The sequence below is a fragment of the Gracilinema caldarium genome (assembly GCF_029265695.1).
Classification (GTDB): domain Bacteria; phylum Spirochaetota; class Spirochaetia; order Treponematales; family Breznakiellaceae; genus Gracilinema; species Gracilinema caldarium_A.
Map to the genome: position 1 here is coordinate 29,400 of NZ_JAJUHW010000010.1, position 25,581 is coordinate 54,980.

At 49.7% G+C, this 25,581-nt stretch carries 23 protein-coding genes; 11 read left to right on the top strand and 12 right to left on the bottom strand.

The window, feature by feature from the left end; genetic code table 11:
• Window positions 1-7: 7 nt before the first annotated feature.
• Window positions 8-1,585, bottom strand: a complete 1,578-nt coding sequence (locus Q7P68_RS05080; RefSeq protein WP_304223615.1) for an OmpA family protein — start codon at window positions 1,583-1,585, stop codon at window positions 8-10.
• Between the two features lie 84 nt (window positions 1,586-1,669).
• Here Q7P68_RS05080 and Q7P68_RS05085 point away from each other — a divergent pair, with 84 nt between their 5' ends.
• Together Q7P68_RS05085 and Q7P68_RS05090 are read left to right on the top strand one after the other, a co-directional pair.
• The gene (locus Q7P68_RS05085) at window positions 1,670-2,842 is read left to right on the top strand and encodes a CdaR family transcriptional regulator (protein WP_304223619.1); all 1,173 of its coding nucleotides are present in this window, start codon (window positions 1,670-1,672) and stop codon (window positions 2,840-2,842) included.
• Between the two features lie 78 nt (window positions 2,843-2,920).
• Window positions 2,921-4,060 (top strand): glycerate kinase, encoded by a 1,140-nt coding sequence (locus Q7P68_RS05090; protein ID WP_304223622.1) that lies wholly within the window; start codon window positions 2,921-2,923, stop codon window positions 4,058-4,060.
• A 100-nt stretch (window positions 4,061-4,160) separates the two neighbouring features.
• On the opposite strand, the gene Q7P68_RS05095 is transcribed toward Q7P68_RS05090, so the two are convergent.
• From Q7P68_RS05095 to Q7P68_RS05135, 9 genes are all read right to left on the bottom strand, one after another.
• On the bottom strand, window positions 4,161-4,970 hold the full coding sequence (locus tag Q7P68_RS05095; RefSeq protein ID WP_304223624.1) for a lysophospholipid acyltransferase family protein: 810 nt from the start codon (window positions 4,968-4,970) through the stop codon (window positions 4,161-4,163).
• A gap of 12 nt (window positions 4,971-4,982) precedes the next feature.
• Window positions 4,983-6,944: a transketolase gene (tkt, locus tag Q7P68_RS05100; protein WP_304223626.1), complete on the bottom strand. Its 1,962-nt coding sequence runs from the start codon at window positions 6,942-6,944 to the stop codon at window positions 4,983-4,985.
• 17 nt (window positions 6,945-6,961) lie between these two features.
• Entirely contained in the window at window positions 6,962-7,450 is a 489-nt protein-coding gene (locus Q7P68_RS05105; protein WP_304223628.1) for a PTS sugar transporter subunit IIA, read from the bottom strand.
• Window positions 7,451-7,452: 2 nt separating this feature from the next.
• Window positions 7,453-9,483 (bottom strand): plasmid pRiA4b ORF-3 family protein, encoded by a 2,031-nt coding sequence (locus tag Q7P68_RS05110; RefSeq protein ID WP_304223630.1) that lies wholly within the window; start codon window positions 9,481-9,483, stop codon window positions 7,453-7,455.
• A gap of 78 nt (window positions 9,484-9,561) precedes the next feature.
• On the bottom strand, window positions 9,562-10,962 hold the full coding sequence (locus tag Q7P68_RS05115) for a pyridoxal-phosphate dependent enzyme (protein WP_304223632.1): 1,401 nt from the start codon (window positions 10,960-10,962) through the stop codon (window positions 9,562-9,564).
• 20 nt (window positions 10,963-10,982) lie between these two features.
• On the bottom strand, window positions 10,983-12,020 hold the full coding sequence (gene lgt / locus Q7P68_RS05120; protein ID WP_304223635.1) for a prolipoprotein diacylglyceryl transferase: 1,038 nt from the start codon (window positions 12,018-12,020) through the stop codon (window positions 10,983-10,985).
• 12 nt (window positions 12,021-12,032) lie between these two features.
• Window positions 12,033-14,936, bottom strand: coding sequence for a FapA family protein (locus Q7P68_RS05125; RefSeq protein WP_304223637.1), 2,904 nt, complete (start codon window positions 14,934-14,936; stop codon window positions 12,033-12,035).
• A gap of 23 nt (window positions 14,937-14,959) precedes the next feature.
• Window positions 14,960-16,111: a nucleotide-binding protein gene (locus tag Q7P68_RS05130; RefSeq protein ID WP_304223639.1), complete on the bottom strand. Its 1,152-nt coding sequence runs from the start codon at window positions 16,109-16,111 to the stop codon at window positions 14,960-14,962.
• Entirely contained in the window at window positions 16,111-16,524 is a 414-nt protein-coding gene (locus tag Q7P68_RS05135) for a hypothetical protein (protein ID WP_304223641.1), read from the bottom strand. The genes Q7P68_RS05130 and Q7P68_RS05135 overlap by 1 nt, the downstream gene beginning before the upstream one ends.
• Before the next feature lie 111 nt (window positions 16,525-16,635).
• On the opposite strand from Q7P68_RS05135, the gene Q7P68_RS05140 reads away from it, so the two are divergent.
• Genes Q7P68_RS05140 through Q7P68_RS05155 form a run of 4 tightly spaced genes read left to right on the top strand, consistent with a single transcriptional unit; the run spans window position 16,636 to window position 20,808 of the window.
• Window positions 16,636-18,150, top strand: coding sequence for a S41 family peptidase (locus tag Q7P68_RS05140; RefSeq protein ID WP_304223642.1), 1,515 nt, complete (start codon window positions 16,636-16,638; stop codon window positions 18,148-18,150).
• Window positions 18,150-18,989, top strand: a complete 840-nt coding sequence (locus Q7P68_RS05145) for an RsmE family RNA methyltransferase (protein WP_304223644.1) — start codon at window positions 18,150-18,152, stop codon at window positions 18,987-18,989. The genes Q7P68_RS05140 and Q7P68_RS05145 overlap by 1 nt, the downstream gene beginning before the upstream one ends.
• Window positions 18,968-19,711, top strand: a complete 744-nt coding sequence (locus Q7P68_RS05150) for a WecB/TagA/CpsF family glycosyltransferase (RefSeq protein WP_304223646.1) — start codon at window positions 18,968-18,970, stop codon at window positions 19,709-19,711. Before Q7P68_RS05145 ends, Q7P68_RS05150 begins: the two co-directional genes overlap by 22 nt.
• Window positions 19,712-19,713: 2 nt before the next feature.
• A complete protein-coding gene (locus Q7P68_RS05155; protein ID WP_304223647.1) occupies window positions 19,714-20,808 on the top strand; it encodes a sigma-54-dependent transcriptional regulator in 1,095 nt (364 codons plus the stop codon).
• A gap of 5 nt (window positions 20,809-20,813) precedes the next feature.
• On the opposite strand, the gene Q7P68_RS05160 is transcribed toward Q7P68_RS05155, so the two are convergent.
• Both Q7P68_RS05160 and Q7P68_RS05165 read right to left on the bottom strand, forming a co-directional pair.
• A complete protein-coding gene (locus Q7P68_RS05160; protein WP_304223650.1) occupies window positions 20,814-21,296 on the bottom strand; it encodes a hypothetical protein in 483 nt (160 codons plus the stop codon).
• 51 nt (window positions 21,297-21,347) lie between these two features.
• Window positions 21,348-22,067, bottom strand: coding sequence for an RNA methyltransferase (locus Q7P68_RS05165; protein ID WP_304223653.1), 720 nt, complete (start codon window positions 22,065-22,067; stop codon window positions 21,348-21,350).
• A gap of 21 nt (window positions 22,068-22,088) precedes the next feature.
• On the opposite strand from Q7P68_RS05165, the gene Q7P68_RS05170 reads away from it, so the two are divergent.
• The 5 genes from Q7P68_RS05170 to Q7P68_RS05190 all read left to right on the top strand — a co-directional run bounded on the left by Q7P68_RS05170 (window position 22,089) and on the right by Q7P68_RS05190 (window position 25,340).
• Window positions 22,089-22,844: an SDR family NAD(P)-dependent oxidoreductase gene (locus Q7P68_RS05170; RefSeq protein WP_304223656.1), complete on the top strand. Its 756-nt coding sequence runs from the start codon at window positions 22,089-22,091 to the stop codon at window positions 22,842-22,844.
• Window positions 22,845-23,022: 178 nt separating this feature from the next.
• Window positions 23,023-23,574: an STAS domain-containing protein gene (locus Q7P68_RS05175; RefSeq protein ID WP_304223659.1), complete on the top strand. Its 552-nt coding sequence runs from the start codon at window positions 23,023-23,025 to the stop codon at window positions 23,572-23,574.
• A gap of 35 nt (window positions 23,575-23,609) precedes the next feature.
• Entirely contained in the window at window positions 23,610-23,999 is a 390-nt protein-coding gene (locus tag Q7P68_RS05180; protein ID WP_304223661.1) for a type III secretion system chaperone family protein, read from the top strand.
• 13 nt (window positions 24,000-24,012) lie between these two features.
• Window positions 24,013-24,711: a PspA/IM30 family protein gene (locus Q7P68_RS05185; RefSeq protein ID WP_304223665.1), complete on the top strand. Its 699-nt coding sequence runs from the start codon at window positions 24,013-24,015 to the stop codon at window positions 24,709-24,711.
• Between the two features lie 14 nt (window positions 24,712-24,725).
• Complete coding sequence (locus Q7P68_RS05190; RefSeq protein ID WP_304223666.1) at window positions 24,726-25,340, top strand: winged helix-turn-helix domain-containing protein; 615 nt, start codon at window positions 24,726-24,728, stop codon at window positions 25,338-25,340.
• The last annotated feature ends 241 nt before the right edge of the window (window positions 25,341-25,581 follow it).

Here is a 25,581-nt window from a genome sequence, read left to right on the forward strand (position 1 = left end):
CCCCTTATTACTGCAGTATGGTTATTTCTACCCGGCGGTTCTTTGCCCTGCCGGTCTCGGTGCTGTTGTCCGCAAGAGGCTTTGTGCCGCCCCAGCCTTTATAGATAAACCGGTCCGCAGGAATCCCCCGGGCAACCAGTTCATCCACGATTTTTTTTGCCCGCCGGACCGACAGTTCCTGCTCTCCCGCGGGCCGACCCACGGCAGCGGTGTGGCCTTCCACAAGAATCAGAGGCTGCACCGCCCCTGCACCCGCAACCGACTGCAGGGCCCGGGCAATGATATCCAGCCGTCCCCGTTCAGAACTCAGGATCTCATCAGAGTCGGCTACAAAGCGGATATCCCGTACGGTAAGTTTTACCCCCTCGGGGACGGCTGCCACCTCGATGTTCTGGGCCGGCAGGTCCACGACTGCAACAGAAGGTGCAGCGGAGGATGGGGCTGCGGGTGCAGGGGCGACCGGAGTGGATGACGCAGCCGGCGATGGAGTCTCTGCTGCCGGGGCAGATCCCCCGCTCGTGGCCGCGGATGGCGGGGCAGCGCCCGCGAGACCCTGGTCAAGCTCGAAGTTTCCGCCGGACCGGAGCTGTTCGCCCGCGGCAGACACAGAAGCTGGGGCGGCCGCGGTGCTGGTAGTTCCAGAGGCCGCACCGCCAGAGCCCGCATCAACCGAATCTGCGCCGCCAACCTTTTCGACCCGTCTAGTCTGGCCGTTATCCCCGCCCAATTGCAGGGTAACCTGGGCCAAAACCGCCGAGCGGTCAAAGGGCAGAAAGCTTTCACTGAAACTCAGGGTAAACCCCTTGTATCGTACCGAAGATCCATCGGGCCACAGGAAGGTTTCATCCAGCGTATCCCGCATCAAAACAAGCCGGCCGTCCGCAGATCGGATCAAAATATCTACCACATGCTTTCCGCTTGCTTCGACAAAGGGACCAGAACCGCCCTGGCTTGCTCCAGGCGTTTTCGTCTGGGAGCTTCTTGATACAGCCTTGTACCGGGTGGCATATTGGGCTTGGATACGAAAAACATTTTCACCTTTATAAGATTCCTCACCCAGGAAACGGTATTCCACCACAATCGGAAGTTTTACCCGGTTTCCGTCGTTCCGGGGATCCACGATGCGTTCACCATGGGCAACCCAAGAATCGCCGGATCTAAGAGGTTTATCAGAGAAAAGCGGGAAATTACGTAGCTGCGGATACCCCTTATCATCTGCAATCCGCATGGAACCCGAGGGCGACAGGGTAAAATCGACGGGAATAATATCATCCAAAGGCCGAGCCGCCTTCTGCAGATCTCTCAAGGTTTCTTCAAACACATAGACCGTTCCGCGGTAGCGCTGGCCCGCTGGGTCTTGGACTGGATCGAGCCGATAGCGTGTCTCCCGGTACACATGGCCCGTGTATTTTCCGTTATCATAGCGGGCCCAGTCGGACCGCTCCACAAGAATATAGGGCCCGGACACAGTCTGCCTTAAAACAACTCCCGCCTGGTTTTGGGGAAAGAGCGGCCACGAAAAAAGGATAAAAAGAAATACAATGATATTCTTACCCCAAAGAAAACTGAGCCGTTCCTTTTTCATAATTCCAGTATCCGGCACAACGATTTGTTTGTGCAAGTAGGCAACTCGGTTGCCAGCCATACAATTTTGACCAATAATAATTTTATGACAGCGGTTCATTCGTTAAATATACTCTCTGCGGAACTCGCCCAATCATTTCTCCAAAGACTCGGAGAACACATCGAGCAAAACATCAATATCATGAACCAGGAGGGCATCATCATTGCAAGCAGGGATACTTCCCGTATCGGAAGCTACCATGATGCGGCCCACCGGCTTATAAGATCCCAGTCGGCCAAAGAAGAAATTGAGGAGCAGGACGATCCTGCACCGGGGGTGAAACCTGGGGTGAATCTGCCGATCCAGCATAGGGGAGAGACTATCGGGGTAGTCGGCGTAACCGGTCGGCCCGCGGAAGTGCGGAGCCTTGCCTATGCGGTTAAAATAAGCCTTGAAACCTTCATGGAACTGGAAGCACTGCGGGACAAAATGCTCCGCCAGCAGGCTGGCATGAACCGTTTTATCGCCAAGCTTCTTAATCCTGAATCGATGGACGATACATCCCTCCATGAGCTTGCCCGCAGGACCGGCTATGAAGCGGCCCTGCCTCGGACAGCAATCCTTATTACCCTTCCTCCCGGCATGGAAACCGAAGCGGGTTTGCGGATCCTTAAGGAACAGCAGAACCGCAGCAAACAGGATATCCTAGCGGCAACGCCACAGGGAGATATATTGCTTTTTAAGGCCCTCGGCCAAACAAAAGGTTTCAGCCTCGGATCATGGGAAGAGGACATAACAACATTCTGGAGGGTCTTACAACATGATCTTCCGGCGAGTCAATTTTATGTGAGCATGAAGCAGAAGGATGTAAGCCGTTATCACCTGGCATACCGGGAAATCCTTTGGCTTAAGGGCCATATACATCAAACTGACAATAAACCTGTCATGCTTTACCGGCATGTCATGGATCTTTTAACCGACCCAACCCTGAGATGGGAACTGGTGAGTCTTTTTGAATATACTCTTGAGGGAATCATACAAAATGCCGGCGGCAGCTTGCCCCACTGGCTTTCAGAAACACTGCTCGCACTGGTTCGCGCCGATTATGCGATCCAAGAGGCGGCAGACCGGTTGCATCTACATCGCAATTCCCTTGCAAACCGGATTAAAAAAATCAATGATCTTACAGGTATCGATCTTATCACAGAGATCCACTGGCGGGACTATTTTCGAGTCCTTGCCTATTTCATGAATCAGACTGTGCATAATGCACAGTAATAACACAAAAAAACAGAAAGATTGCCCTCAAAAATGCCCATAAATTGATTTACAATTATTATAAGCTTGGAGGCTCATATGACCATAATCGTCGCCCCCGATTCTTTTAAGGGCAACATGAGTGCCCAGGAAGCCTGCGCAGAAATCATTGCGGGTATTAGAGAGGCAGATCCGGCCATCAATACAATAAGCTATCCATTGGCCGATGGAGGAGAGGGAACCGCCCGGATTGTAACCGAAGCAACCGGCGGAGAGCTTATTTCTGTCAAAGTCCGGGGACCCTTAGGAGATACGGTAATCGCAGCCTTTGGACTTATCGAAGGGGGCAAAATCGCCATTCTCGATATGGCCAGCGCTTCCGGCATTGAGCTCGTACCACCGGGGAAACTAAATCCCCTTAAAGCAAGTACCTACGGCACAGGAGAACTTATCAAGGCCGCACTGGATGCAGGAGCCCGGGAACTGGTCATTGGTATCGGCGGAAGCGCCACGGTAGATGGGGGCATCGGCATGCTTCAGGCACTGGGATTTGAAATTCTAGATGATACAGGAAAGCCCGTCGGTGAAGGCGGCGAAGTCCTTCTCAAAATCAGCGAAATTCGCACCGAAAAAGCCGATCCTCGGTTAAAAGAGGTAACAATAAAAGTTGCAAGCGATGTAACCAACCCCCTTACCGGGCCTGAGGGAGCTGCAGCAGTTTTTGGGCCCCAGAAGGGAGCAACGCCGGACATGGTACCGCTGCTCGACCAGGGGCTGAGCCGGCTCGGTCAAGCTTGGATCAAAGCAGGTCTTGCAGCAGACACAGATCATCCTGGCGACGGCGCCGCAGGTGGCCTCGGGGCGGCCCTGCGGATCTGTCTTGGAGCATCCATCGAATCAGGGGCGTTCCTCGTGATGCAGTATACCGGTATGATGAAGGCACTAAAATATGCAGACCTGGTCATTACCGGGGAGGGCCGCACCGACAGCCAGACAAGCCATGGCAAGCTCTGTGCTGTTGTTTCCCGGGTCTGCAAAGAAGCGGGTGTGCCGGTAGCCCTGCTTTCAGGAGCGTTGGCAGGAGATCTCAATCAGGTTCTCAGTCTCTTTGATTATGCGGTTTCTATTTCTATCGGAGAAGATTCACTTGATAAAATGATTCAAAATGGCCCCAGAAACCTTCGATTCGCCGCAGCCAATCTGGTACGGGCCTTAAAAATTGGAAAGGCCCTCGGTTAATACAGGAGTGGACAGGACGGGGCGTGATTTAAGCCTGGCTTGAGTTTGGCCAAGCTTGCCTCAGGCCAGGTTTTAGCCCGGCCTGAGACTAGCTCAAGGCTTACTCAGCGGCGGCTTCGACCACCTTGGCGCCCCATTGCTTAAGTCTGCCTTCTATAAAATCGAGACAGGCTTCGTGCTGGGCCTTTCCGCGGCCCTCTACCATCATAGGCTCACCGAACTCGATATATACGGTTCGATCCCGGTGTACGGGCCCAAAACCCTTAAGCAGAGCTCCGTTGCTCCAATAGTCAGTTTTGAGCGCCACGGGAACTATGGGGACCCCCGCTTTGGCAGCAAGTTTTATTCCCAGACTGTTGAACTTGGTCCGGTCAAAAACTTCGGTCCTTGTACCCTGGGGGAAAATAATAATAGAAATACCCTTCACAAGCCGCTCAGAACCGCCAGTCAGCACCGCCTCCAGGTCTCCGCGGGGGTCTTTCCGGGTTACCGTAATAGGGTCCCGGGACCGCATAATGGGTCCCCAAATAGGGCCGTGTACAAGCTTTTCCTTGACTACATAGGTAACCGGCTTAATGGGGCAAATGAGACCGGGAAGTATGGTGGTTTCCATGGTTCCCATGTGGTTTGCCACAAAAACCATAGGCCCGGGGAACTTTTTAACATTATCCATGCCCCGGATATCAAACTTGGCGCCGCAGCTTTCCAGGTAGCCCATGAGTTCCCGGGAGCTGTCGGCCCAGACCTCATCGGTATAGAGACCCTTTAAGGCCAGAGCCCGATACTTAAAAATAACTTTGATAAAAAAACTGTAGGGACTCCACCGAGAGCCCAAAAGAAGGTATTCCCTGAAGGCCCGCTTGACCTTATCGGGAGTCTTGTAGGAGTCGCCTTCGAATACGGTTGCCATGCTGTCTGCCGCCTATACCCGGTTTATAATACCGACCAGGGCATCAACAGTAAAGCCGAGGTGCTCGGCCACCTTGTCACCGGGGCCTGATTCTCCAAAGCGATCCACCGAAAGGATATCCGCTTCCTTTGCCCAGCCTTCCCAGCCCATGCGGCTGCCGGCTTCTACAACCACGGTCCGCACACCTTCAGGGATAATAGCATTCTTAATTTCCGCTGGCTGCTGTTCAAAAAGCTCCCGGCTTATCATCGATACCACCTGGACCTGTTTTCCCTGGACTTTTTCCGCCGCGGCGAGGGCCATGGGGACCTCAGAGCCGGTGGCAATAATGACCACATCGGCTTTTCCCGCGGGCTTTTTCACGATATAAGCGCCGGTCTTAATGGTTTCCCGCCAGTCAGGATCGGCCTTTGAGAAAACCGGTACATTTTGCCGGGTGAGGGCTAATACCGTGGGACCGTCGGTCCGTTCAAGGGCCATTTTCCAGGCCAGGCTTGTTTCTTCAGCATCTGCGGGCCGCAGCACCCGTACATTCGGTATGGCCCTGAGGCTTGCAAGGTGTTCTATCGGCTGGTGGGTCGGCCCGTCTTCCCCGATATAGATGGAGTCATGGGTAAGCACATAAATGACCGGCTGCTTCATGAGTGCCGAAAGCCGGAGGGCAGGCCGGAGGTAATCGGCAAATACAAGGAAGGTAGCACAGAAAGCCCGCAGTCCCCCGTGCAGCTGGATACCATTGGAGATGGCGGCCATACCAAACTCCCGGATACCAAAGTGAATATAGCGGCCGTTCCGCTGTACAGGTCCGAAAACGCCTGCTTCAGGAATGGCCACCGCATTGGGGCTCTGAAGGTCCGCAGAACCGCCGACAAGATTCTTAATAGCCCGGGCCGCTTCCACCAGCACCTTATTGGAAGCCGTACGGGTGGCTATTTTTTCGCCCAATGCAAAGGCCGGATCCGTAAAGGTTCCAGGCGTAGCCGCAAAAAAGGCATCCCATTCGGCGCGCTTGTCCGGATTCGCCAGAGACCAGGCATCGAACAGAGACTGCCATTCGGAACGGGCCTTTTTCCATTCCTGCCGTTTCTGGGCAAAATACTCTTGAGCCTCGGGGGCAACATAAAATTCAGAGGGAATACCCAGGGCGGCCCGGGCGGCGGCGATTTCGTCGGCCCCCAGGGGTGCGCCATGCACCGAGTGGCTTCCCTGTTTGTTGGGGGCCCCCTTACCGATAATTGAGGTCAGAATAATGAGACTCGGCTTGCTTGTTTCTGCCTTGGCTTTGGCCAACAGGTCCGCAATCTCATCAAAATTGTACATGGAACCCTTCAGCACCTGCCACCCATAGGCCTCGTAGCGTTTCGCCACATCTTCTGTGAACGACAGGTCCGTAGATCCATCAATGGTAATCTTATTTGAATCATAAAAGGCGATAAGTTTCCCCAGTTTAAGGTGACCCGCCAAACTCGATGCTTCGGCGGATACCCCTTCCTGGAGACAGCCGTCGCCTACCAGTGTATAGGTATAATGATTGATGATTTGATGAGATGGGGTATTAAAGTGGGCCGCCAGATAAGCTTCAGCTATGGCCATACCAACCGCGGTTGCCATCCCCTGACCCAGGGGCCCCGTGGTCGTTTCGATGCCCGGAGCTGCGCCGTATTCAGGGTGGCCTGCACAGGGAGAACCAATCTGCCTAAAGGATTTAATATCATCCAAGGTGATGGGATAACCGCTCATATGCAAGAGGGAATATAAAAACATGGAACCATGCCCAGCGGACAGTACAAAACGATCCCGATCAATCCAAGCAGGATCGCTGGGATCATGGCGCAAAAGCTCTCCATACAGGACAGCCCCCAATTCTGCCGCTCCCAGAGGAAGTCCCGGATGACCTGAATTGGCCTTTTGGATCGCATCCATAGAAAGTGAACGAACACTCAGTGCGACCTTCTCCAACGCTTTCGTATTCATCAATTACTCCTTATGCATTATTTCCAGGCTACTTCCGCAGCGCGGATAGCCCCAATCAGTTCTTCCTTAGAAGCCCGCTGTTCCAAAAGATCCCGGAAGGCTTCCTGCTGGCAGAGGAAACTGATCCGTGACAGGGTCCAGAGGTGCGATTTTGGTGTGGCAGATACGATGAGAATGAGAGTTTGGACTGGCCGGCCATCGAGGGCTTTCCAGTCTATTGCTTTTTGCAGAAAGGCTATAGTGATAAACTGATCATTGATATCCTTAAGCAAAGGGCTGCGGGGGTGAGGCAGGGCGATACCGTTTCCCACAGCAGTAGGCATGAGCTCTTCCCGTTCAATAATTGCCTTTTTAAGCTGCTCCCTGGTCAAACTGGGAGGCAGTTCTACAGTTTCTACCAGGCTATGAAGGGCCTCGCTCACCGTATTGCCGCTCACATTATAAAAAACACCACCCCGTTCAAGCAGGGTAGAAATATCCATCGAAGCTTCCGACTGTACAGCCATGCTTACTCCTTTTCCCCCTGTAAAGATAAAGATAACAATCGATTGTTACAAGTAGAAGTATCAAATTGGTCGGGGTCAAAATCTTTTCCCAGAGCCTTTCGAGATTCGGCCTGTTCGGCAGAATTGCCTTTTTGGAGTCCCGCCAGCATGCGCCTATACCGCAAGGGGCCGCCAATATGCTCTGGCGGAGCCGCTCCGGCTCCGGCAATACAGACCACCCTTGAGGGAGCCTGTGCATCTTCTACCGGATGCAAATGGCTGATTCGAACCTCCCACTCGGCGTTGTAATCGTAATTATAAACAAATTCCGAAACTCCGGCATCGATAATTTCCCCGATAGAAACAAGCCGTTCATCCTTATCGCTGGTGCTGCCTTCCGTATCATACATTTCGCCGTCGATAACAAATCCGTGCATTTTTTCGCCCGACCAGCCAAATAGGGCAAGGATGATGCGATGCAGGTCCCAAAGCGAAAGGGAGTCATAAACTACAATACGGCGCCACACCGAAGTACCCGAAATTGCAAGCTGCAGAGCCTGCCACTGGGCTTTTTGCCGAAACTGCTGATCAGAGCGAACCACCGAAAGGCGGCTGCGCCGGTAACCGTCGAGGGCTTCCTGCACCCGGCGCTTTATGTCTTCGTAGGTTTCTATCATCCCTTCCAGTGCGGTGTCCATCATTTCCAGATCCGCCTTATCCAAGGGCTGTTCCAAATCCAGGTCTTCCAAAAGCCGCGCTGAGTGAAGCTGCAATTGGGAGAGCATTACCAGGGTATGCCGGGGAAGCCATGACTGATCCACCCCATGACCGCTCAGCTGATTCATCAATGAGACTACTGCGGTATGCAATTCGGCTGCACTATGACGTATGGGCCCCATATCCTTATCAAGAAACAGGCTGTAGGTCTGGGCAAACTCCTCGTACACTTCCATGACATACTGGGACAGGAACAATTCATCTTCCACATTCATTTTGATGGGAGCAGGGACGATACGGCCAATTAACGCAGGGAGCGCATCATCCTGTTGATAAAGGGCATCCCGGATGTAAGACTGAATGACATATTCCGAAACCGGTAGTCCATAGGTGTACAACATGTCTTCGAGCTCAGTCTTATCCGGAGGGGCCCCGTCTTCGGTCCACCGGCTTCCGTCAGGAATTTCTTTTCCCGCATACCAAAACCGGCTTTCCATGCCATAGGGGACCGTATCTATGGCATCGGTATACTCATATATAAAGGATTCTAAGCTTATAGCAGGGAGCTCTAAAAGCCGCTGGCCGCCATACCAGAAGGCAAAGGCAAGCTGTTCTTCTGTGGAAGAAGCGGGACCAATATGCTCAAAGGCGGTAAAAAAGCCCTGTTCTAACACCTGAGCCCACTCTACAGCCCCGTCGGCCAGAACATCTTTTGCCAACACATCAACAATGGTGAAAATACCGGCTTTCCAATCGGTTACCTGGACAACAAGACCGTTTCCGGGGACAAAACCTGTTTCACGGTAAAAGCTGCGGAGATCCAAGGTTGTAATGGAAACTTCTCCGGGCTCCTCGTAGGGGTCCGCATTAAAAGCGGCTTCATTGTCCGGGTTGTCCTTGGCAATATATTGAGGAGCATACTCTTCCCCATACAAACTGTAAAAAGGATAAAAATCTTCGGGCTTTCCTTCCGTGTGGGTCTTGGGAATGACATCATCCTTCCAGACAAACTGAAATTCATGGGGAAAAAGGATAGGATTCTCGAAGGGCAGACATCGATGCCCCGGAATCAGAATACCATTTTGGATTTCAAGCCGGCTGGGCTCTATAACAAAACGGACGTTCTCAAAAAAGCCCCGCCGGGTCTGATACATATTGTTCGGCAGGGGAAAGGCCAGCCTTCGCTTTTCTATAAACAATAGGATTTCTTCAGCTAAACGAGATTTTCCCGCCGAACCTGTTTTTTTATAGATGATTTCTAATACATCACCAATAGTAAAGGGCTCAATTCGCTCTTCGAGAAAATCATACAGGATATCTTCCGCTTCAATGGTCATAAACATCCCCACTATGAACCGTATAGGCCCTGAGTATCAAGCGGTTTTCATGGGGAATGGAACCATAGCTCCAAAATGTCAGGGGCGCCCACTCAGCAGTGTTTCGACCAGAGCTTCCACATTGGCCGAAATGGTCCGGGCCTGTACGGTACGATTCATCGCCGCAGCCAGGGCCGGCGGTACCGGTACGGGGCCAACCAATTGTTCTACTGTTTCGGAAAATTTAGCCGGATGAGCAGTGCCCAAAACAGCCACAGGACCGGAAATATGGGCTAGCCTATGCTCACTGCTATGCTGCTGTGACTGCCATCGATCTACCGCAGCCCAACCCACCGCACCATGGGGATCAAGCACATAGCCAGTCCTGTCAAAGACCTCTGAGATCGTCTGTTTTGTGCTGGTATCGTCGATCCAGAAACCCATAATATTGTTTCGCAATTCTTCATAGGTCCAATGAGAACTCATCCGTTCAAAGTTGCTCGGAGTGCCTACGTCCATAGCGTTAGAAATCGTCGCCACCGAAGGCCGCGGCTCGTATATCCCCGAAGCAAGATAATCCGGAATGGTCTTATTACTATTGGTTGCCGCAATAAAACCAGCAATCGGAGCACCCATAGCCTGGGCATAAAGACCCGCAGTCAGATTACCAAAATTGCCGCTGGGAACACAGAATAAAATTTCCTTTCCAAGCTGCCCCGATCTGAGCACTCCTTGTTCGTGGGACTTTCCTCTGAGCCGAGGTGTAGGAACCAGGTCTTCACTGTAACGGCCAGCCTTTGCCAGCCCCGCAGCGGCAGCATAATATACAGCCTGAGGAAGTAGCCGGGATATGTTGATGGAATTGGCGGAGGAAAGATTGATGCGCCGGCTCAATTCAGGATGCACAAAGGCGCTTTTTACCAGCCGCTGGCAATCATCGAAACTGCCTTCCACAGCAATGGCCGCGACATTCCCTCCGAGGCCGGCTATCTGCCGTTCCTGCAGGGGGCTCACCCGGCCTTGAGGATACAGTACCGTAACCGAAATACCTTCGACTCCAAAAAAACCATCAGCGACAGCCCCGCCCGTATCACCGGACGTGGCCACCAGTATATGGAGATCCCTATCCTCGTTCCGCCTCAGATAGGAAAAACAGCGAGCCATAAAACGGGCTCCAAAATCTTTAAACGCTGCGGTCGGGCCATGGAAGAGCTCTAGTACCAATCGGTCATCTACCGGAACGAGGGGTGCAGAAAAATTAAAGGCCGATTCTACCATGGCACCAAGAACAGAATCGGGTATATCCTCGTGAACAAAGGGCCGTATGGTCTCAAATGCAATGTCAATAAAGGCCATGGTACCCAGGGAAGATCGGACCGCAGGAGTATAGCTTGGAATCTCCTGGGGAATATAAAGCCCACCATCCGAGGAGAGGCCGCCTAAGGCTGCGGCAGAAAAGGATACCGCCAGAGACTTGTCGCGGGTGCTAAAATATTTCATGGGCAACTTCCTCAACCGTTCTATTTTAATTTTTTGCGCAGTTTTTTCTGTTCATTCCTGCGTTTTGACCGGTCTTCCTGGTGCTGTTCTACCAGGGCAGGGCTACCAAGCTGTACCGTTCCCGGTTTATTGTTTGGCAGCCTGGATGCGATGAACAGCCAGATACCGCCACCTAAAATCATCAGAAAGCAGAGTATTTGTCCAGTAGAGAAATTAAAAAAGGATGAGAATAAAGCTGGCGGCAGGCCCGTTTTTACCAGTTCTATCCGATACCCCAGATCTGCGTCGGGTTCCCTAAAATACTCAATAAAGAAACGGAAGGTTCCATATCCAATGATATAAAGCCCGATAAGAAATCCCTTAAAGGGCCGTTTATTCCGTAGATACCACAGAATAGCCCAGAGGACTATTCCTTCGAACAGAGCCTCATAGAGCTGGGACGGGTGACGGGGCAGATTAACATAGCCATTGACCGGAACGATAGCGAGCTCTTCGGCAATGGTTTTTACCCACGGCAGATTGTAGGGGAATTGTTCTGCATGGGGAAAAATCATACCAATGGGACTAGTGGTAACCCGTCCGTAGAGTTCTCCGTTAAAAAAGTTGCCGAGACGACCAAAGGTATATCCCAGAGGGACCGCCGCTACCAGCATATCCCCCAGTTCCCGGGCATCCCATTTTTTGTACGCGCAGTACCACACAAATCCTACAATCGCTCCCAAAAGGCCCCCATGGTAGCTCATCCCCTGGAGGCCTACGAATTTTTTGCCCTCAAAGGGCCAGAAAATTCGCCAGGGCTTTTGAAGGTAGATACCACTCGTATCATAGACAATGGTGGCAAAAATACGGGCCCCAACTAAAAGGCCCACAATAGTCCAGAAAAACAAGGATGAAATACTGTCCTCATCCAGATGAAGGTTCCGTTCCTTTTGCTGCCTGCGAAAAAGCAGATAGGCAATTACAAAGGCTACCAGGTACATAAGCCCATACCAACGAACCGGAAGACCTGGAATTATCTCCGGCCTGATCCAGGTTGGATATTTAATATAGAGCGGCATACTTACTCCTGCTTACAGATTTTTTTCCTGAATACGTCCCGTGTCGCGGTTAAAGTAAAAGACCACTCCGGTTCGTCTCTGTTTTACCTCATAATACCGTCCGTGGCTTTCCATGACCACCCCTGGGTACACAGTGCCCCGTACACGAATTTCCGATCCATGGTGTTCTTCAAATTTTTCCCGGAGCGTAAAAAGATGGAGCCCGTATTTTTCGAGCAGCTTCATAAGCCTGACCTTTTCTGCCCGGGCAGCGTCGAGGGCAGATCCAGAGGCTTCTAGTTTCTTGAGCCGCATTTCAATGTCTTGTAAAGCCTTTTTAATTTTTTCTATTTCCCGTTCAGCCACTTCGATCTGGTCCATGATTAGATAATCCTGCCCGAAGGAAACTTCGGTGTGGATCGCCCGCTCGGAACCGAGGTTGGCCGCATCTACCCCTTGCCGGGCCCGGCAGAGACCTCCCACAAAATTGCCCCGCTCGCTCACCAGAATCAGGCGGCCATTGGTCTTGACGTTGCTGCCAAGACAGCCGTTCTGTATCCGGATATGCTCCACCGCAAGCAGCGTCGCCTGTTCCACAAAGCTCGCCTCTATGGTTTTCCGGGCCCGGACCACCCCCTTGCCCCCACCGATAATGCCCTGGCTTACCACAACCTTGCCACCAGATGAAACAAGGGCAGCCTCAACAGTACCGCCAATCAAAACATCCTGGCCGCCAAAAACGGCAAAACCGGACTTAACCGAACCTGCGATACGAATTTCTCCCACAAAATTGATATTTCCCGTGGCAGGCCCCACATCGGTTTTTACCGCAAAGAGGGAAGTTATTTTAGCGCTCCAGCCATCGAATACCAGGTCTCCGGTTCGCTTGGCATACCACTCAAAGCCATTTTCAATGGGCTTTTCAAGAATACTTTCATCATGCTGAATCTTTACACTGGTCCCTTTTTCGGGGGACAAAACCGTCCCTTTAACATCAAAACCAGCTCGGCCTTCAGCGCCGGAATCTATTACCCGGGCAAGAAGCTGCCCTTCTTTGACCGCAGCCTTTTTGATCACCCCGTTGCCTTCTGGGCCAGCCTTAAGCTCTACCAGCCAGGTAATCGAGCGTTCCCCTGCGGGAACCGGAGCCTGGCCACGGGCCACCAGCACCGATGAACAGGAACCGGTTTCCAAGGCTATCTTCAGCGCCTCAGCGACCGCACTGCCATCGATACCGCGGACGACCCCCGCCTCTGCAAGGGCCTGATTCACCGCCTCTGCGGTGAGGGGTTTCCCCAAGCCAGATTCGCGGACCAGGCTTAATCGAGCCTCCATAGCATCAGAAGAAAGACTCACGGTTATTTGGGCATCCTGATATTCCAGGATACAGGCCTGAAACAGGGGCGGCACATGTTTTATACACAGGATACCTGATTTTTCAGCAATTATATCGGGGGGCCGCAGGGATATGTTTTGACAGACCCGAATATCAGGATCATTGCCGGGCAAGCCAGGAATCTCGCGGCCATAGACATCCATTCCTGTGGCTCCGGAAGTAGATTGGCTAATTAACCCAATACGCGCTCCCTTTTGCACCAGGGCTATATGGGTACACTCTTCCAGGGGAAAACCAAATTCTGAAACAAAATTGGCAGCAATCTTCGGATCCAAAGCAAGACGATCCATCTGTTCTTTCCGTTCTGCTTCCGGGAGCAATGAAATTGTCAATTTTATTTCTTTATCTTTTCCTCTACTTGGTGCTTTCCCCTGGACTAAAATGTAATCTTTAAGCTCTATGTCCTGGCCCTGAATAAAAGCCATGATATCGGCCTTGACCTTTTCGACATCAAAACCCCGGACACGGGAGTTCCGGATTGCATCAGAAATAGCTTTAAGGGTGAGCGGATTCCCGCCAGACAAGGATTTGCGGAGATTCAAGGTTGCAAGGAGCGTATCTTTTGAAACTACAACTTCCGCCATTCCATCCATCAATCTGGATAAGGGATGGGCAAGGAGTGCTTCTCCTTTCTGGACCGCATCCTGTATGAGCCGCAGCAGTTCCGGTTCTGCAAGTAAATCTTCCTTACGGGCGCCTTGAGAGACTGCCGCAGAAATAATATCTATCGCCTGTGGCAGGGGAAGCCGGGGGTTCCCAGGTTCAAAATATAAGAAGAAGGTGACATTATCTGTACCCCGTTCCACCCGCCAGCTATGGGAAGCCAGGGGAAGCATATCGGCCCAATTTCTCCCGATCCGCACTACGCCCGTACGCTCTGCCTTAATTTCGTTTTTATCACGAACAAGTCCCGCACCCAGAAAAAACTGGGCATCTGCTGAGGTATCGGGGAGGACCGGTTTGCCATAGACACTTTTACCTGGCTTGCCTGGTTTGGGCGGGGCTACCAAGCCAACACGCTGGCCCCGTTGGGCATAGGCATAGTCCAGCACCGTCGGATCAACATAGACTGGTTCTTGAACCTCTTTCTTGTCATAGGTAACAACAATCTCTTTTTTAGGCGGCAGAAACGGCAAAGGTCCAGGCTTAGTTACCTCCGTTTCCCGTTTAATCTTTTCTACCCGGATTTGGTAGAGCACCGGATTTCCAGCCTTTGCAGCCACCTCAGGGATGAGGGCGGCCAATTCCGGTGGTACCGGCAAATCCGACCAGGTAACCTGTTCCGGTACCGGCGGGACCGGTGCTTCACCCTTTACAACCGTTTCTGCCACAGGCCCCTTGGCTTTGGCAAAACGCTGTAAAATCTCCTCGATCAATTTCGGCGACGGAAGGGGGGTAATTCGTTTTTCGCCTAAAAGTTTTAAAATCCCTTCTCCGGACCATTCGGGGCCTTCTTTGGCAGGGCTGAATGAAAGTTTTACTTCCAGTTCAAGGCTGTCGACAACAATCTGCATGTCACCTTTAACAACCGTTCCAGCCATCGGCCATTATCTCCAAAAGTTTCCTAACGCCGGTCGCGATCAGACGGAAAGGATGAAAGAACTCTAACCAGTTTGCTTTTTAGAAACAGGTTTTCCTTCCGGAGCTGGTTAATTTCCAATTGTTGGGTTTTAACGGTTTCCACGAGATCTGCCATGGAAAGGGCTCCGCAGTGTAAAAGATCCTCCACGTATTCCATCTTCGCTTCAAAATCAACCTCAGCCTCCATCTCAGCTTCCTGAAAACTCTCTTCTATGGTCCTCCCCTCCAGGGGTACCCGGTCTTCCTCGGACTGCATAATTTTATCCGCAATCCGGTAAATTGCCTGAGACAGGATCGATTGGTTTTTATAAAGAATGATAGGGAGCCGGGCTGCCAGAGCCGTATCCTGCAGTGTATCCCGGTAAATAACACCTAGATGTTCAATCTCCAGATCCAAATATTCCGCACAGGACCGTCTGATTTTCTGGGCCACTTCAGCACTCTTGGGGTCCTCGATCATATTCATAATTAACCGAGGATGGAAAAGCTTCATCCGTTCCTTGAATTTGGTATACGATTCATTGTCTATATCCCGGATAGCTTCCATTAATTTAGGAATATAGAGCTGCTGCAGGCTTGATCCGTCCTTTCGGAGCTGTTCCAGGTAGGCATAGGCACCGCTTCCCTTTTTAAAAGATGAATACATGAGACGAAACACGGTGTTTTTAAGAAAAAGATAGGCATTCAACGTTGCGGTTACCGTGGGAGTGGTTACCACAATTCCCTGGCCGGACAGCAAAAAGAAATCCAAAATAGATTGATGAGTCCCCGCCCCGAGATCGAGCACGAGGATGTCGCAATCGAGGCTTAAAAGCCGGCGGGCTAAAGCACTCACCTGGGCAGGTTTTAAGTTAGCGCTGCCGGGTATTTCTGCGTCTCCTGGAATAAAACGCAGGTTTGGAATATCCGTATCAACCACAACCCGGGAAAAATCGGATCGGAGATCACTTAAAAAAGTTCCAATTCCGGTTTTAGGAGCCCGGTACCCAATCAGAAGATGCAGGTTCGAAGCTCCCAGATCTAAATCCGCCAGGACAACCTTCTTTCCTGCCTGGGCAAATGCAATGGCCAGGTTAGCAGAAATCAGAGATTTACCAACACCGCCCTTTCCGCTGGCAATGGGAAGAATACGCATCAGTGATCCTCCGCCGGCCTCTTCATATACAATACCATACGTATTATGGTTGCAATCTCAAAGGGTATCAAGACGAGGATTGCAATCATAAAGGGTTCACCGGCAGTTCCAGTATACATCATAAGGGCTTTTACTATCGTTTTAAAAGAAGTAAACAGCCATAAAAGACCCGCCCAGACGAGCAGCGTTTTTCCAGCCACGTATAAAGAAACATAGTCCCGATATCTCGTTTCATCAATCCAAACAAAAAGCGCAATGAGCGCAAAAAGAATCTGCGGAGCCAGCAAATATCCTATCAAGGCAGGCCCAACAAAACCTGAGGGCTCTAGCGATACGGACAATACAAGCAAGATGACCATACGGGCAACTTCATACACAAGGACGCTCAAACCAAGGGGGCGATGTATTTTCATGATAAAACTCTACGGGTTACAATCCCGCCGGTCAAGGGGTTATATAGGTATAATTACAATCATTTCCAGGCCCTTGGTTGACAAAGCCATGTTCATCTCTAGAATATACCTATGAACGAACCACAAACTTTACCGCCCCAGCGGAAACGCTCCAATTCGCTTATTTGGATAAGCTCCGTCTTTTTATCCGGTCTATTGTTTCTGTTTGTTGCAGTCAGCGATATACAAGCCCAGAACAAACCTGCGGCAGAACAGAATTATCCTGCAATTATTCAAAACGTTTTTGATTTCATTCTCCGGCATTATGTAGATGAGGTGGATCCCAAAACCCTTTACGAAGGGGCCATGAAGGGCATGTTCGAATCTCTCAAAGACCCCTATTCCACCTTTCTGACCGAAGCGGACATGTCAGACCTGAACGATACAACTCAGGGCTCCTTTGGGGGAGTAGGTTTGTATATCTCTAAACCAAGCGGTCCCCGGCCCGATGGGCTTCCGCCCTATGTGGAGGTAGCGGCACCTATAGAAGACACTCCAGGATGGAGGGCCGGCATACAGCCCGGCGACCTCATAATAGAAATTAACGGAGAGAATACTGAAAAACTCACCATGGATCAGGTTCTTTCTAAACTACGGGGTGTCCCCGGTACAGAAGTCACCATCCTTATCCGGCGCGGGGATAAAATGGAGTTTTCCGTTAAACTGACACGGGCCATTATAGAAGTTCCAACGGTTAAACATGCCATGATCGGCTCCGATATTGGGTATGTACGGATTATCACCTTTACCCCCATGACTACAGAGCGGGTCCAGCAAGCCATAAATGACTTTAGAAAAAACAACTACAAGGCAGTTATCGTGGATCTCCGCAACAATTATGGCGGGCTCTTGCAGTCAGCTATCGGCGTATCGGACCTCTTCCTCGATGGAGGAGTTGTGGTCTCCACCAAATCCCGGCTCCCCGGAGAAAACTCTGTCTTTACGGCCCGTAAAAACCCCTTAGTACCGGCCACTATTCCGGTGGTGGTGCTTATCAACCGGGGTTCCGCTTCGGCTTCGGAAATAGTAGCAGGAGCACTTAAGGACCGCGGCAGGGCATACCTTATCGGTGAGCGATCCTTCGGAAAAGGTTCGGTCCAGCAGGTATATCCGATTGATGGATCAGGCTTTAAGCTGACCATGGCCCGGTATTACACACCCAGCGATGTCAATATTGATAAAAAGGGCATTCCCCCAGATCGGGAGATTAAGCTCCCCGAACTGACAGAAAAGGAAGCGGCTGCCCTAAACCGGCTCATCAACGACAACAAGATTCCTGCCTTTGTGAAGGCTGAACCTTCCGCAATCCCCGCACGGATCGAAGCCTTTGCAAAGGAACTATCAGCCGCCTACAATTTGGATATTACGCTCCTTAAACGGCTTATCCGGGATGAACGGAACCGGACGTCCATCGCACCGGTGTATGACCTTGAATACGATATTCAACTTCAAGCAGCGGTTCAGGTTCTGCGGCAGGAAAATTTTGCAGAATTGATGAAATCTACAAAAACCCTCAAGCAGCTCCAGGATGCTGTCCAGGACAATGCCGGAACCCAAGAGACCACCGATACAACAAAGAAACCTTAATGCGGCGGCTTCTTCTTGCTGAGCCCCCAGACCATACGGGAAGTATAGTGCTGGGGGGCAGGGATTTTCGCTATTTGGTACGGGTACTAAGGCTTGATCGGGGTGACCAGTTTCGTGGATTGCTTCCCGATGGCACCGAATCTCTCTTTAAGATTGTTGAAATCGGAAAAACAAGCCTTACTGCCCGTACGTTGGGATCGGTTCATAGTGATGAATCAACAGCATCGAAGGGCATACCTGCCAGCATTGTTGCAGACCGGGAACGCAGAGAACAGGTACCATCCGTATCGTCCATAATTCTTTGCCAGGCTTTGCCCAAGGGCCAGAAAATGGATCTCATTGTAAGGCAAGCCACAGAAGCAGGAGTTGCCGCAATCGTCCCCTTCGTATCCCGGTACTCAGTCCCGAAAGTGGATAAAACACAGGGGCTGCAAAAAATCGAACGATGGAACAGGATTATTAAAGAGGCACGGCAGCAAAGCGGATCCGATGTGGCAACCCGCATCGAACCTATTACAGATGTAGCGGGACTAATAAGCTACTGGGAACAGGTTTGCCAGACATATAGCGAGAGCAGGGCTCTCTTACTCCATCAGGACCCACTTGCAAAGGGTACCCTGCATGGATATCTTGAGGGAAATGCCGAAACGGTCCTTATCGTTGTGGGGCCAGAGGGCGGCTTTTCCCAAGAAGAAGCAGCTGAATTTATGGCCCACAATTTTAAGCCCCTGTTGCTTGGCGCAAATGTGCTACGGACCGAAACGGCCGCCATATATGCCATAGCCGCAGTCCAAGTTTTGCTACTGGAGAAAGCATCATGGAATCTGTCGAACAGATAAATTGCCTAAAAGTTAAAATCAGCAACGTGTCCATTGAACAACTTCCGGACATTTTATATGCCCTGCTGGAACAGGGCGGAAGCAATCATATTGTACTCCTTTCTCTTTGGGATTTGCTCAGGGCGAGAAAAAACAATGAATACCGAACCTATGTGCAAAACGCTGCATTGGTTATCCCCATATCAAAAAGCATCGTCGGCGGCATCCGTTTCTTAACAGGAAAAACGGTGCATCGGATTATGCCCTTTGAGTTTTTCATAAAAACCCTCACAGCCTTAGAAGAACGGGGTAAATCGGTGTACCTTTTGGGTTCTCGGCTTAAAAGCCTTAAACAGGCAGAGCGCAATTTGCGGCATACCTTTCCGCGGCTGCGGATAGTAGGGCGCTGTACCGGGGACTTTAAGCGAACCGAAGAAAACACCATTTTAACCGCAATCAGGAAGGCTGGCCCTTCACTGCTTCTTGTGGCTAAAGGGGTTTCTGGAGATGAGCGATGGCTCGCCCGCAACAAGGGAAATTTCGGACCGGGCATACAAATTTGGTGCAGTGATCTTTTTGATGTTTTTGCAGAACGGAAAAAACGCCCGGGCAAGAAAACCTTTGAACGGGGGCTTGAATGGATTGGTTATACCATACAAAACCCGCTGCGCATTTTTAGAATTTTCCCCTATCTATATTACAAGATTCTGTTATTATATTACAAACTGTTCCGCAGGGGGTAACTATGTATTCCGTGCTATGTATCGATGATGCGGATGAGCAGCTTCAGGCACTCACGCTGCAACTCATCGATACATACCATGTAATCACCTGCAATAAGCCCCTTCATGCAATACCAATAATTACTAAATATCAACCCGACGCGGTCATTCTGGATTTGCAGATGCCTAAACGAAATGGGTTTGAGCTTTTGTCCGAAATCGGTAAAATCGCAAACCCACCGCCAGTTCTCATGCTTTCAGGCCATGCGGATCCCATCTATGTCGTTCGAGCCTTAGGGCTTGGAGCGAAGGATTTTCTATCCAAGCCGTATACGGCTTCCATGTTACGGCATCGCTTAAAAAAGATAATCCTGTCATCCATTTCCCAGGACAACATAGATTTTACGCTTATCGGAGAATCAGCGGCTCTCCAAACACTTAAAACTGAAATAGCTACATTTTCCCATTCAGAGCTGCCCATACTCATTCTGGGAGAAAGCGGCACCGGCAAGGATCTGGTTGCCAGAGAGATACACCGCCAGTCCAGCCGCAGCCAGGGCCCCTTTGTGGTCCGCAATATCGGGGCTATACCCTCAACATTGATAGAAAGCGAACTCTTTGGCTGCGAGGAAGGGGCCTTTACCGATGCACGGCCCCATAAGGGTTGTTTTGAATTGGCTAATGGGGGCAGTCTTTTTCTTGATGAAATAGGAGAAGCAAGCCCTGCGCTTCAAGTGGCACTCTTGAGAATAATCGAAGATGGGTATGTAAGACGCCTTGGGGGACAGGCGCTCCGCGAAATATCCTTTCGGCTGATTACCGCTACTAATAAAAATCTTGACGAACTGATTGAGCTTAAATGTTTCCGTTCCGACCTGAAATACCGACTGGAAGGTATTACCATATACATCCCACCCCTCAGAGACCGCAAAGAAGATATTCCCGCTCTGGCAAAACACTTTTTAAAACCATACGGCACGGAAATTGCTGATAATGCACTCGCAAAACTCTCCAGCTATTTTTGGCCCGGCAATGTACGGCAATTAAAAATGACTATTGAACGGGCCAGCATGCTTGCGGGAACAGGTCCAATACAGGCTGAGCATATTCGATTCTAACTACTTTAATAAATATGCCGTATATCCAGTGCTTTTACGATAGGCACAAGGGTCTTCTCATCATAATCTTGGCCTATACCTTCATAGGAACCAAGGATCAGTACAGTCTGTCCGGGCTTAAGCTTCGTCTGAGACTGGGGAGAAAACCAAGAGCGGAATTGAAGCCCCTCGAATATAACATAGGTTCGATATAAATCAACCTGATCTTCTCCGACCCAGGTTCCATTTAAAAGTTCAACTTCGGCGATAAAATTCTTATCCGTATCTTGATGCACAGTAATCGTGCCAATATCGCCATCCAGGAGGATTGCCTTATCTACAGGTATGGAGCTATCATCTTGGGTCTTTGCAGCCAGAAACAGATCACGAATGGTAATACTGAAATCGACTGAATAAATTCGCTTTACCGCAGAAGATTTCGCAGTTTGTGCTTGGGCAGCGCCAAAAACCAGTAATAAACAAGCAAGACCAATGAAAAAACGTTTCATATCAATAAGTATGTAGCGGCTTGTCTGCTTTGACAAGGGTATAATCAGATATCAATTTGCAAGCTTGCCGATTTTTCTGAAAATTCCTGCTAAATACTCCTGTTCCTCTTTGGTAATACCAGAACGGGCAAAAAGATCCCGAAAAAACCGTTCCTGCAGATCTCTTCCTGCCTGTTTATAAAAACCTATAGAAGCAAGTGAATCGGTAACCGTTTTCACAAGAGACTCAATTTCATTTTGAGAAACCGGCTTCCATGTTCCTTGTGTATCCTTTAATTCACAGCTTGTGAAATAGCGATGGATCACATAGGTGTACACCTGAACCGCATGAGATAGATTGAGCGAAGGGAAGGCTTCATCGACCGGAATATGGGAAGCCAGATTACAGATGGCGATTTCATCAGAGTCGAGACCTGTCCGTTCGTTACCGAACACGATGGCCGCTGGCCCCGGATGGGTATAACAAAACTCCGCCACTTCTTCTGGAGTCATTGAAACATGTTTGCGCTTTTTCCCCCTGCGGCCAGTGGTACCAATCACGAAGGCGCAATCGGCAATGGCGTCTTTAAGGGTTGAATACAGTTCAGCCCCATCCCAAACATCTGTTGCATGGACCGCACGGGCCCGGATCTGTTCATCGACCAAAGGGGCTTCGGGAGAAACAATACGAAGATGCGAAAGCCCCATATTTTTCATAGCCCGGCATACGGCTCCTACATTTCCCGATTCAGCCGGCCGGGAAAGGACAACCACAATATCCAAAAGCTGCATAGTTGGAGTACTATAGCATATATGGATTCAATATTCAGTAGACGTACCGCATTGGTTATCGGCGGATCAGGCGGTATTGGCAAAGCGATCAGCCTTGCTTTAGCCCGAGAGGGGGCCCATATCATTGTGCATGGCGGGTCTTCTCAGGAACGGCTGGATCAAACACTTCAAGACATTCAAAACATCCAAGGGGCAGCAGGCATCACGACAGCGGACCAATGCCACAGGGCACTGCTTAAACCACTTAAGGGGCCAGAATCTGTTACGGAGCTGCTTGAACAGGTACCAAAGACGGATATTCTCGTTATTTCCTTTGGCCCCTTTCTTCGGAAACCCCTCACACAGCTGGAAGCAAATGACTGGGATTATATGACAAAAATGAATTTAGCATTCCCCGGAGCTTTGGTTTCCGCCTATTTGGATCAGATGCTCAGTCAGCAATGGGGCCGTATTCTCCTATTCGGAGGCACCAACACGGAGAGTATCCGCGGGTTTTTAACAACCACAGCCTACGCTGCGGCCAAGACAGGCCTCGGTGTCTTAGCAAAATCGGTGGCACGAATCGGCGGCGCGGTTAATGTAACCTGTAATGTCATTTGCCCCGGCATGATTGATACCGAGTATCTAACAGAACAGGACCGCCGCTACGCCCGAGAAAAAGCGCCCGGTGGCACACTCATAGCGAGCGAAACTATTGCCAACATGGCCGTCGAGATTCTGAAACAGCCGCATCTTAATGGAGCGCTTATTCCCGTTGATAACGGTCTTGTAATATAGCAAAAAACAACCTATCATTTTAGGGGAAACCGGTGGCACCTGTTTGACAAATTAGAGAGAGACGAATAATATAGTGTATATTGGTCTCTTGTCAGCCGATACTATAGAGACGATAATTCTGTAGTGCAACAGCGGTTTTAAATCTTGGGCCCCATGGCCTCAGGACGGAAGGAGCGTCATGACTAATAACGATATCGTACCTGGGTTTGATGATGAGAAAGACGAAAGCCTCAAAATTAAACTACAGAAAGTAAATGAGGTTGACGGTTGTCTGGTACTGTATCTCACCGGATATATTGATACATATAACTCTAACTACTTTCAGAAACGGGTAGCAAAAGCAATAGAAGCCGGATTTATACGGCTTATTTTCCAGTGCGGCGGACTCAACTATGTGTCGTCTACCGGCATCGGTTCTTTTACGGCCTTCCTTAAGTCGGTTAAACCCAGGGGCGGAGATCTGGTACTTTTGGAAATTCAGCCCAAAGTATATGAGGTTTTCCAGCTTTTAGGCTTTTCACAGTTCTTTAATATCAAGGACAATCTTGAAGAATCTATCGACTTTTTCCGTTCCGGCTCCACTACGGAAAAAACCTCGGTATTCCCCAAGATTTTTTCCTGTCCTATCTGTTCAAAAAAGCTCAAGGCAGTAAAGCCGGGCCGTTTCCGCTGTTCGGAATGCAAAACGATCCTGGCCATCGATAATGCGGGACAGGTTTTCCTGGGATAAGCCTCTTCTAGCCATAATCCGAAAAGGAGTTTTGCATGGCGGAAACAAAAATTGAACGATATCTCATCGATTTAATGCTCACCTACCGTGATTTGGGCGATAACATGTGGATAATCGAAGACGAGCAGCACAGCCTGAACGGTGTTGTTGTGGTGTATGCCCATCCCCTTGTTATCATCCGGGTTCTCGTTATGCATACTCCAGAAAAAAACAAATTAGAATTGTTCACTAAACTGCTGGAACTCAACGCCAGCGATGTAGTGCACGGGGCTTATGCACTTGAGAATAATGATATCATCTTGATTGACACCCTTGAATATGAGACTATGGATTTTGAAGAATTCAGAGCATCCTTGGAAGCAATGAGCCTGGCTTTAACGGAGCACTATTCAATTCTTTCTGAATATCTTCCCAAAACAAAGTAGGAGGTCCTTCCGTATGGGAATTTTTTCCAGACTGAAAACCCTCATATCATCCAACGTGAATGATATGATTAATAAAGCAGAAAATCCCGAAAAAATGCTGAACCAGCTGATCATCGATATGAATGAGCAGCTGATAGAATCCAAGAAAGCCGTTGCGATGGCTATTGCGGATGAAAAAAAGCTGGAACGGGAAACCATGAATCAGCAGGCCCAAGCTCAAGAATGGGAACGCAAGGCCATGCTTGCAGTCCGGGCCGGCCAGGATGATCTTGCAAAAGAAGCGCTCCTGCGAAAACAGGAGTATGAAAACAATTATGTAGAATATAAAAAGCAGTGGGAAGCCCAGAAAGCTTCGGTAGAAAAACTGAAAGAGAGCCTTCGGGAACTCCAGAACAAGATCGAAGAGGCCCAGCGCAAGAAAAACCTGCTTATTGCCAGGGCAAAACGGGCAGAGGCACAGCAAAAAATACAGAACACTATTTCCAACGTTACGGGCAACAAGAGTGCCTTTGAAGCCTTTGACCGGATGGCCCAGAAGGTAGACCAATTGGAAGCCGAAGCCGATGCGGCAAAGGAACTGGAGGATTTTTCAAAGGACACCAACCTGGAAAAACGCTTTGCGGCTCTTGAAAAATCCGATGCTTCTGCTGATTTAATGCTCCTTGAACTTAAAGAAAAAATGAAGGCCCTGCCTGAAAATTCATCAAACTAATAGTTCAGGAACCTATGTTTGATCAGGGAAATCTGTATGTAATCGGAGCCGATCCTGCAGTTCAGAGTTGGTTCCGGGCAGCACAATTTCCCTTTTCTGTTATTTTAGCCCATGAGGTGCCGGAAAAGGCAGCTCAATCCACACTCGTACTTGTCCCTAACAGTTTGATAGTCTCCAAGGGGTATTATCAATTAAATAATCACCCCTTTATCTCATACGGGAACCTATCCGAAATAGAAACGGCGTTCTTCCTTGGGGCCCGTGATTTTATCAGTTATCCTTTTGACTACCGAGAATTCACCGTCCGGGTCTCCCGTCAATTGTTCATGCAGCGGGAAATCCAGTTTCCGGAATACAACATTTCTTTACATGACAAAATTTTAAAAGGCCCTGCGGGGACTATTGAGCTGAATGACACAGAAGCATTGATATTGCGGATGTTAGCTGTTTCAGAAAAGCATCAGATCAGTCGTTCTGTTTTGCAGGGACAGCTTTGGCCTGGACGCCAAAAGACATCTCGGATAGCTGATATGGCCGTTTGCAGGCTCCGCCGCAAATTAGAGAGGGTTTCAGATAAAAATAAATCCTTTCAAATCAAGACACTATATGGTTTTGGGTACCAATTGTAAAGCACTTTAGTCATAAAATAATGTGGAAAGCTTGTGGATAATTTGTGGCTTATACAAGAGTAGACAATTCTATTGTCTATTTATGTAGACAAAGGACTTAATTGGTTGTAGCTAAATCTTTAATTATTTGTACTAAATCATAATATTACAATGAAATAAAAATTTATAATTAAAGATTTCTATCTTCTTATAAATGTCAAAAATCTTTAATGATTGCGAAACTTTAACGAGTTTAGTAAAA

Coding starts and splice junctions, on each gene's coding strand:
- Q7P68_RS05090 (WP_304223622.1), top strand. CDS start 2,921: ATGACCATAATCGTCGCCCCCGATTCTTTTAAGGGCAACATGAGTGCC.
- Q7P68_RS05140 (WP_304223642.1), top strand. CDS start 16,636: ATGAACGAACCACAAACTTTACCGCCCCAGCGGAAACGCTCCAATTCG.
- Q7P68_RS05115 (WP_304223632.1), bottom strand. CDS start 10,962: ATGAAATATTTTAGCACCCGCGACAAGTCTCTGGCGGTATCCTTTTCT.
- Q7P68_RS05130 (WP_304223639.1), bottom strand. CDS start 16,111: ATGCGTATTCTTCCCATTGCCAGCGGAAAGGGCGGTGTTGGTAAATCT.
- Q7P68_RS05105 (WP_304223628.1), bottom strand. CDS start 7,450: ATGGCTGTACAGTCGGAAGCTTCGATGGATATTTCTACCCTGCTTGAA.
- Q7P68_RS05150 (WP_304223646.1), top strand. CDS start 18,968: ATGGAATCTGTCGAACAGATAAATTGCCTAAAAGTTAAAATCAGCAAC.
- Q7P68_RS05155 (WP_304223647.1), top strand. CDS start 19,714: ATGTATTCCGTGCTATGTATCGATGATGCGGATGAGCAGCTTCAGGCA.
- Q7P68_RS05080 (WP_304223615.1), bottom strand. CDS start 1,585: ATGAAAAAGGAACGGCTCAGTTTTCTTTGGGGTAAGAATATCATTGTA.
- Q7P68_RS05175 (WP_304223659.1), top strand. CDS start 23,023: ATGACTAATAACGATATCGTACCTGGGTTTGATGATGAGAAAGACGAA.
- Q7P68_RS05095 (WP_304223624.1), bottom strand. CDS start 4,970: ATGGCAACCGTATTCGAAGGCGACTCCTACAAGACTCCCGATAAGGTC.
- Q7P68_RS05145 (WP_304223644.1), top strand. CDS start 18,150: ATGCGGCGGCTTCTTCTTGCTGAGCCCCCAGACCATACGGGAAGTATA.
- tkt (WP_304223626.1), bottom strand. CDS start 6,944: ATGAATACGAAAGCGTTGGAGAAGGTCGCACTGAGTGTTCGTTCACTT.
- Q7P68_RS05085 (WP_304223619.1), top strand. CDS start 1,670: ATGACAGCGGTTCATTCGTTAAATATACTCTCTGCGGAACTCGCCCAA.
- Q7P68_RS05185 (WP_304223665.1), top strand. CDS start 24,013: ATGGGAATTTTTTCCAGACTGAAAACCCTCATATCATCCAACGTGAAT.
- Q7P68_RS05125 (WP_304223637.1), bottom strand. CDS start 14,936: ATGGCTGGAACGGTTGTTAAAGGTGACATGCAGATTGTTGTCGACAGC.
- Q7P68_RS05160 (WP_304223650.1), bottom strand. CDS start 21,296: ATGAAACGTTTTTTCATTGGTCTTGCTTGTTTATTACTGGTTTTTGGC.
- Q7P68_RS05135 (WP_304223641.1), bottom strand. CDS start 16,524: ATGAAAATACATCGCCCCCTTGGTTTGAGCGTCCTTGTGTATGAAGTT.
- Q7P68_RS05165 (WP_304223653.1), bottom strand. CDS start 22,067: ATGCAGCTTTTGGATATTGTGGTTGTCCTTTCCCGGCCGGCTGAATCG.
- Q7P68_RS05190 (WP_304223666.1), top strand. CDS start 24,726: ATGTTTGATCAGGGAAATCTGTATGTAATCGGAGCCGATCCTGCAGTT.
- Q7P68_RS05180 (WP_304223661.1), top strand. CDS start 23,610: ATGGCGGAAACAAAAATTGAACGATATCTCATCGATTTAATGCTCACC.
- Q7P68_RS05170 (WP_304223656.1), top strand. CDS start 22,089: ATGGATTCAATATTCAGTAGACGTACCGCATTGGTTATCGGCGGATCA.
- Q7P68_RS05110 (WP_304223630.1), bottom strand. CDS start 9,483: ATGACCATTGAAGCGGAAGATATCCTGTATGATTTTCTCGAAGAGCGA.
- lgt (WP_304223635.1), bottom strand. CDS start 12,020: ATGCCGCTCTATATTAAATATCCAACCTGGATCAGGCCGGAGATAATT.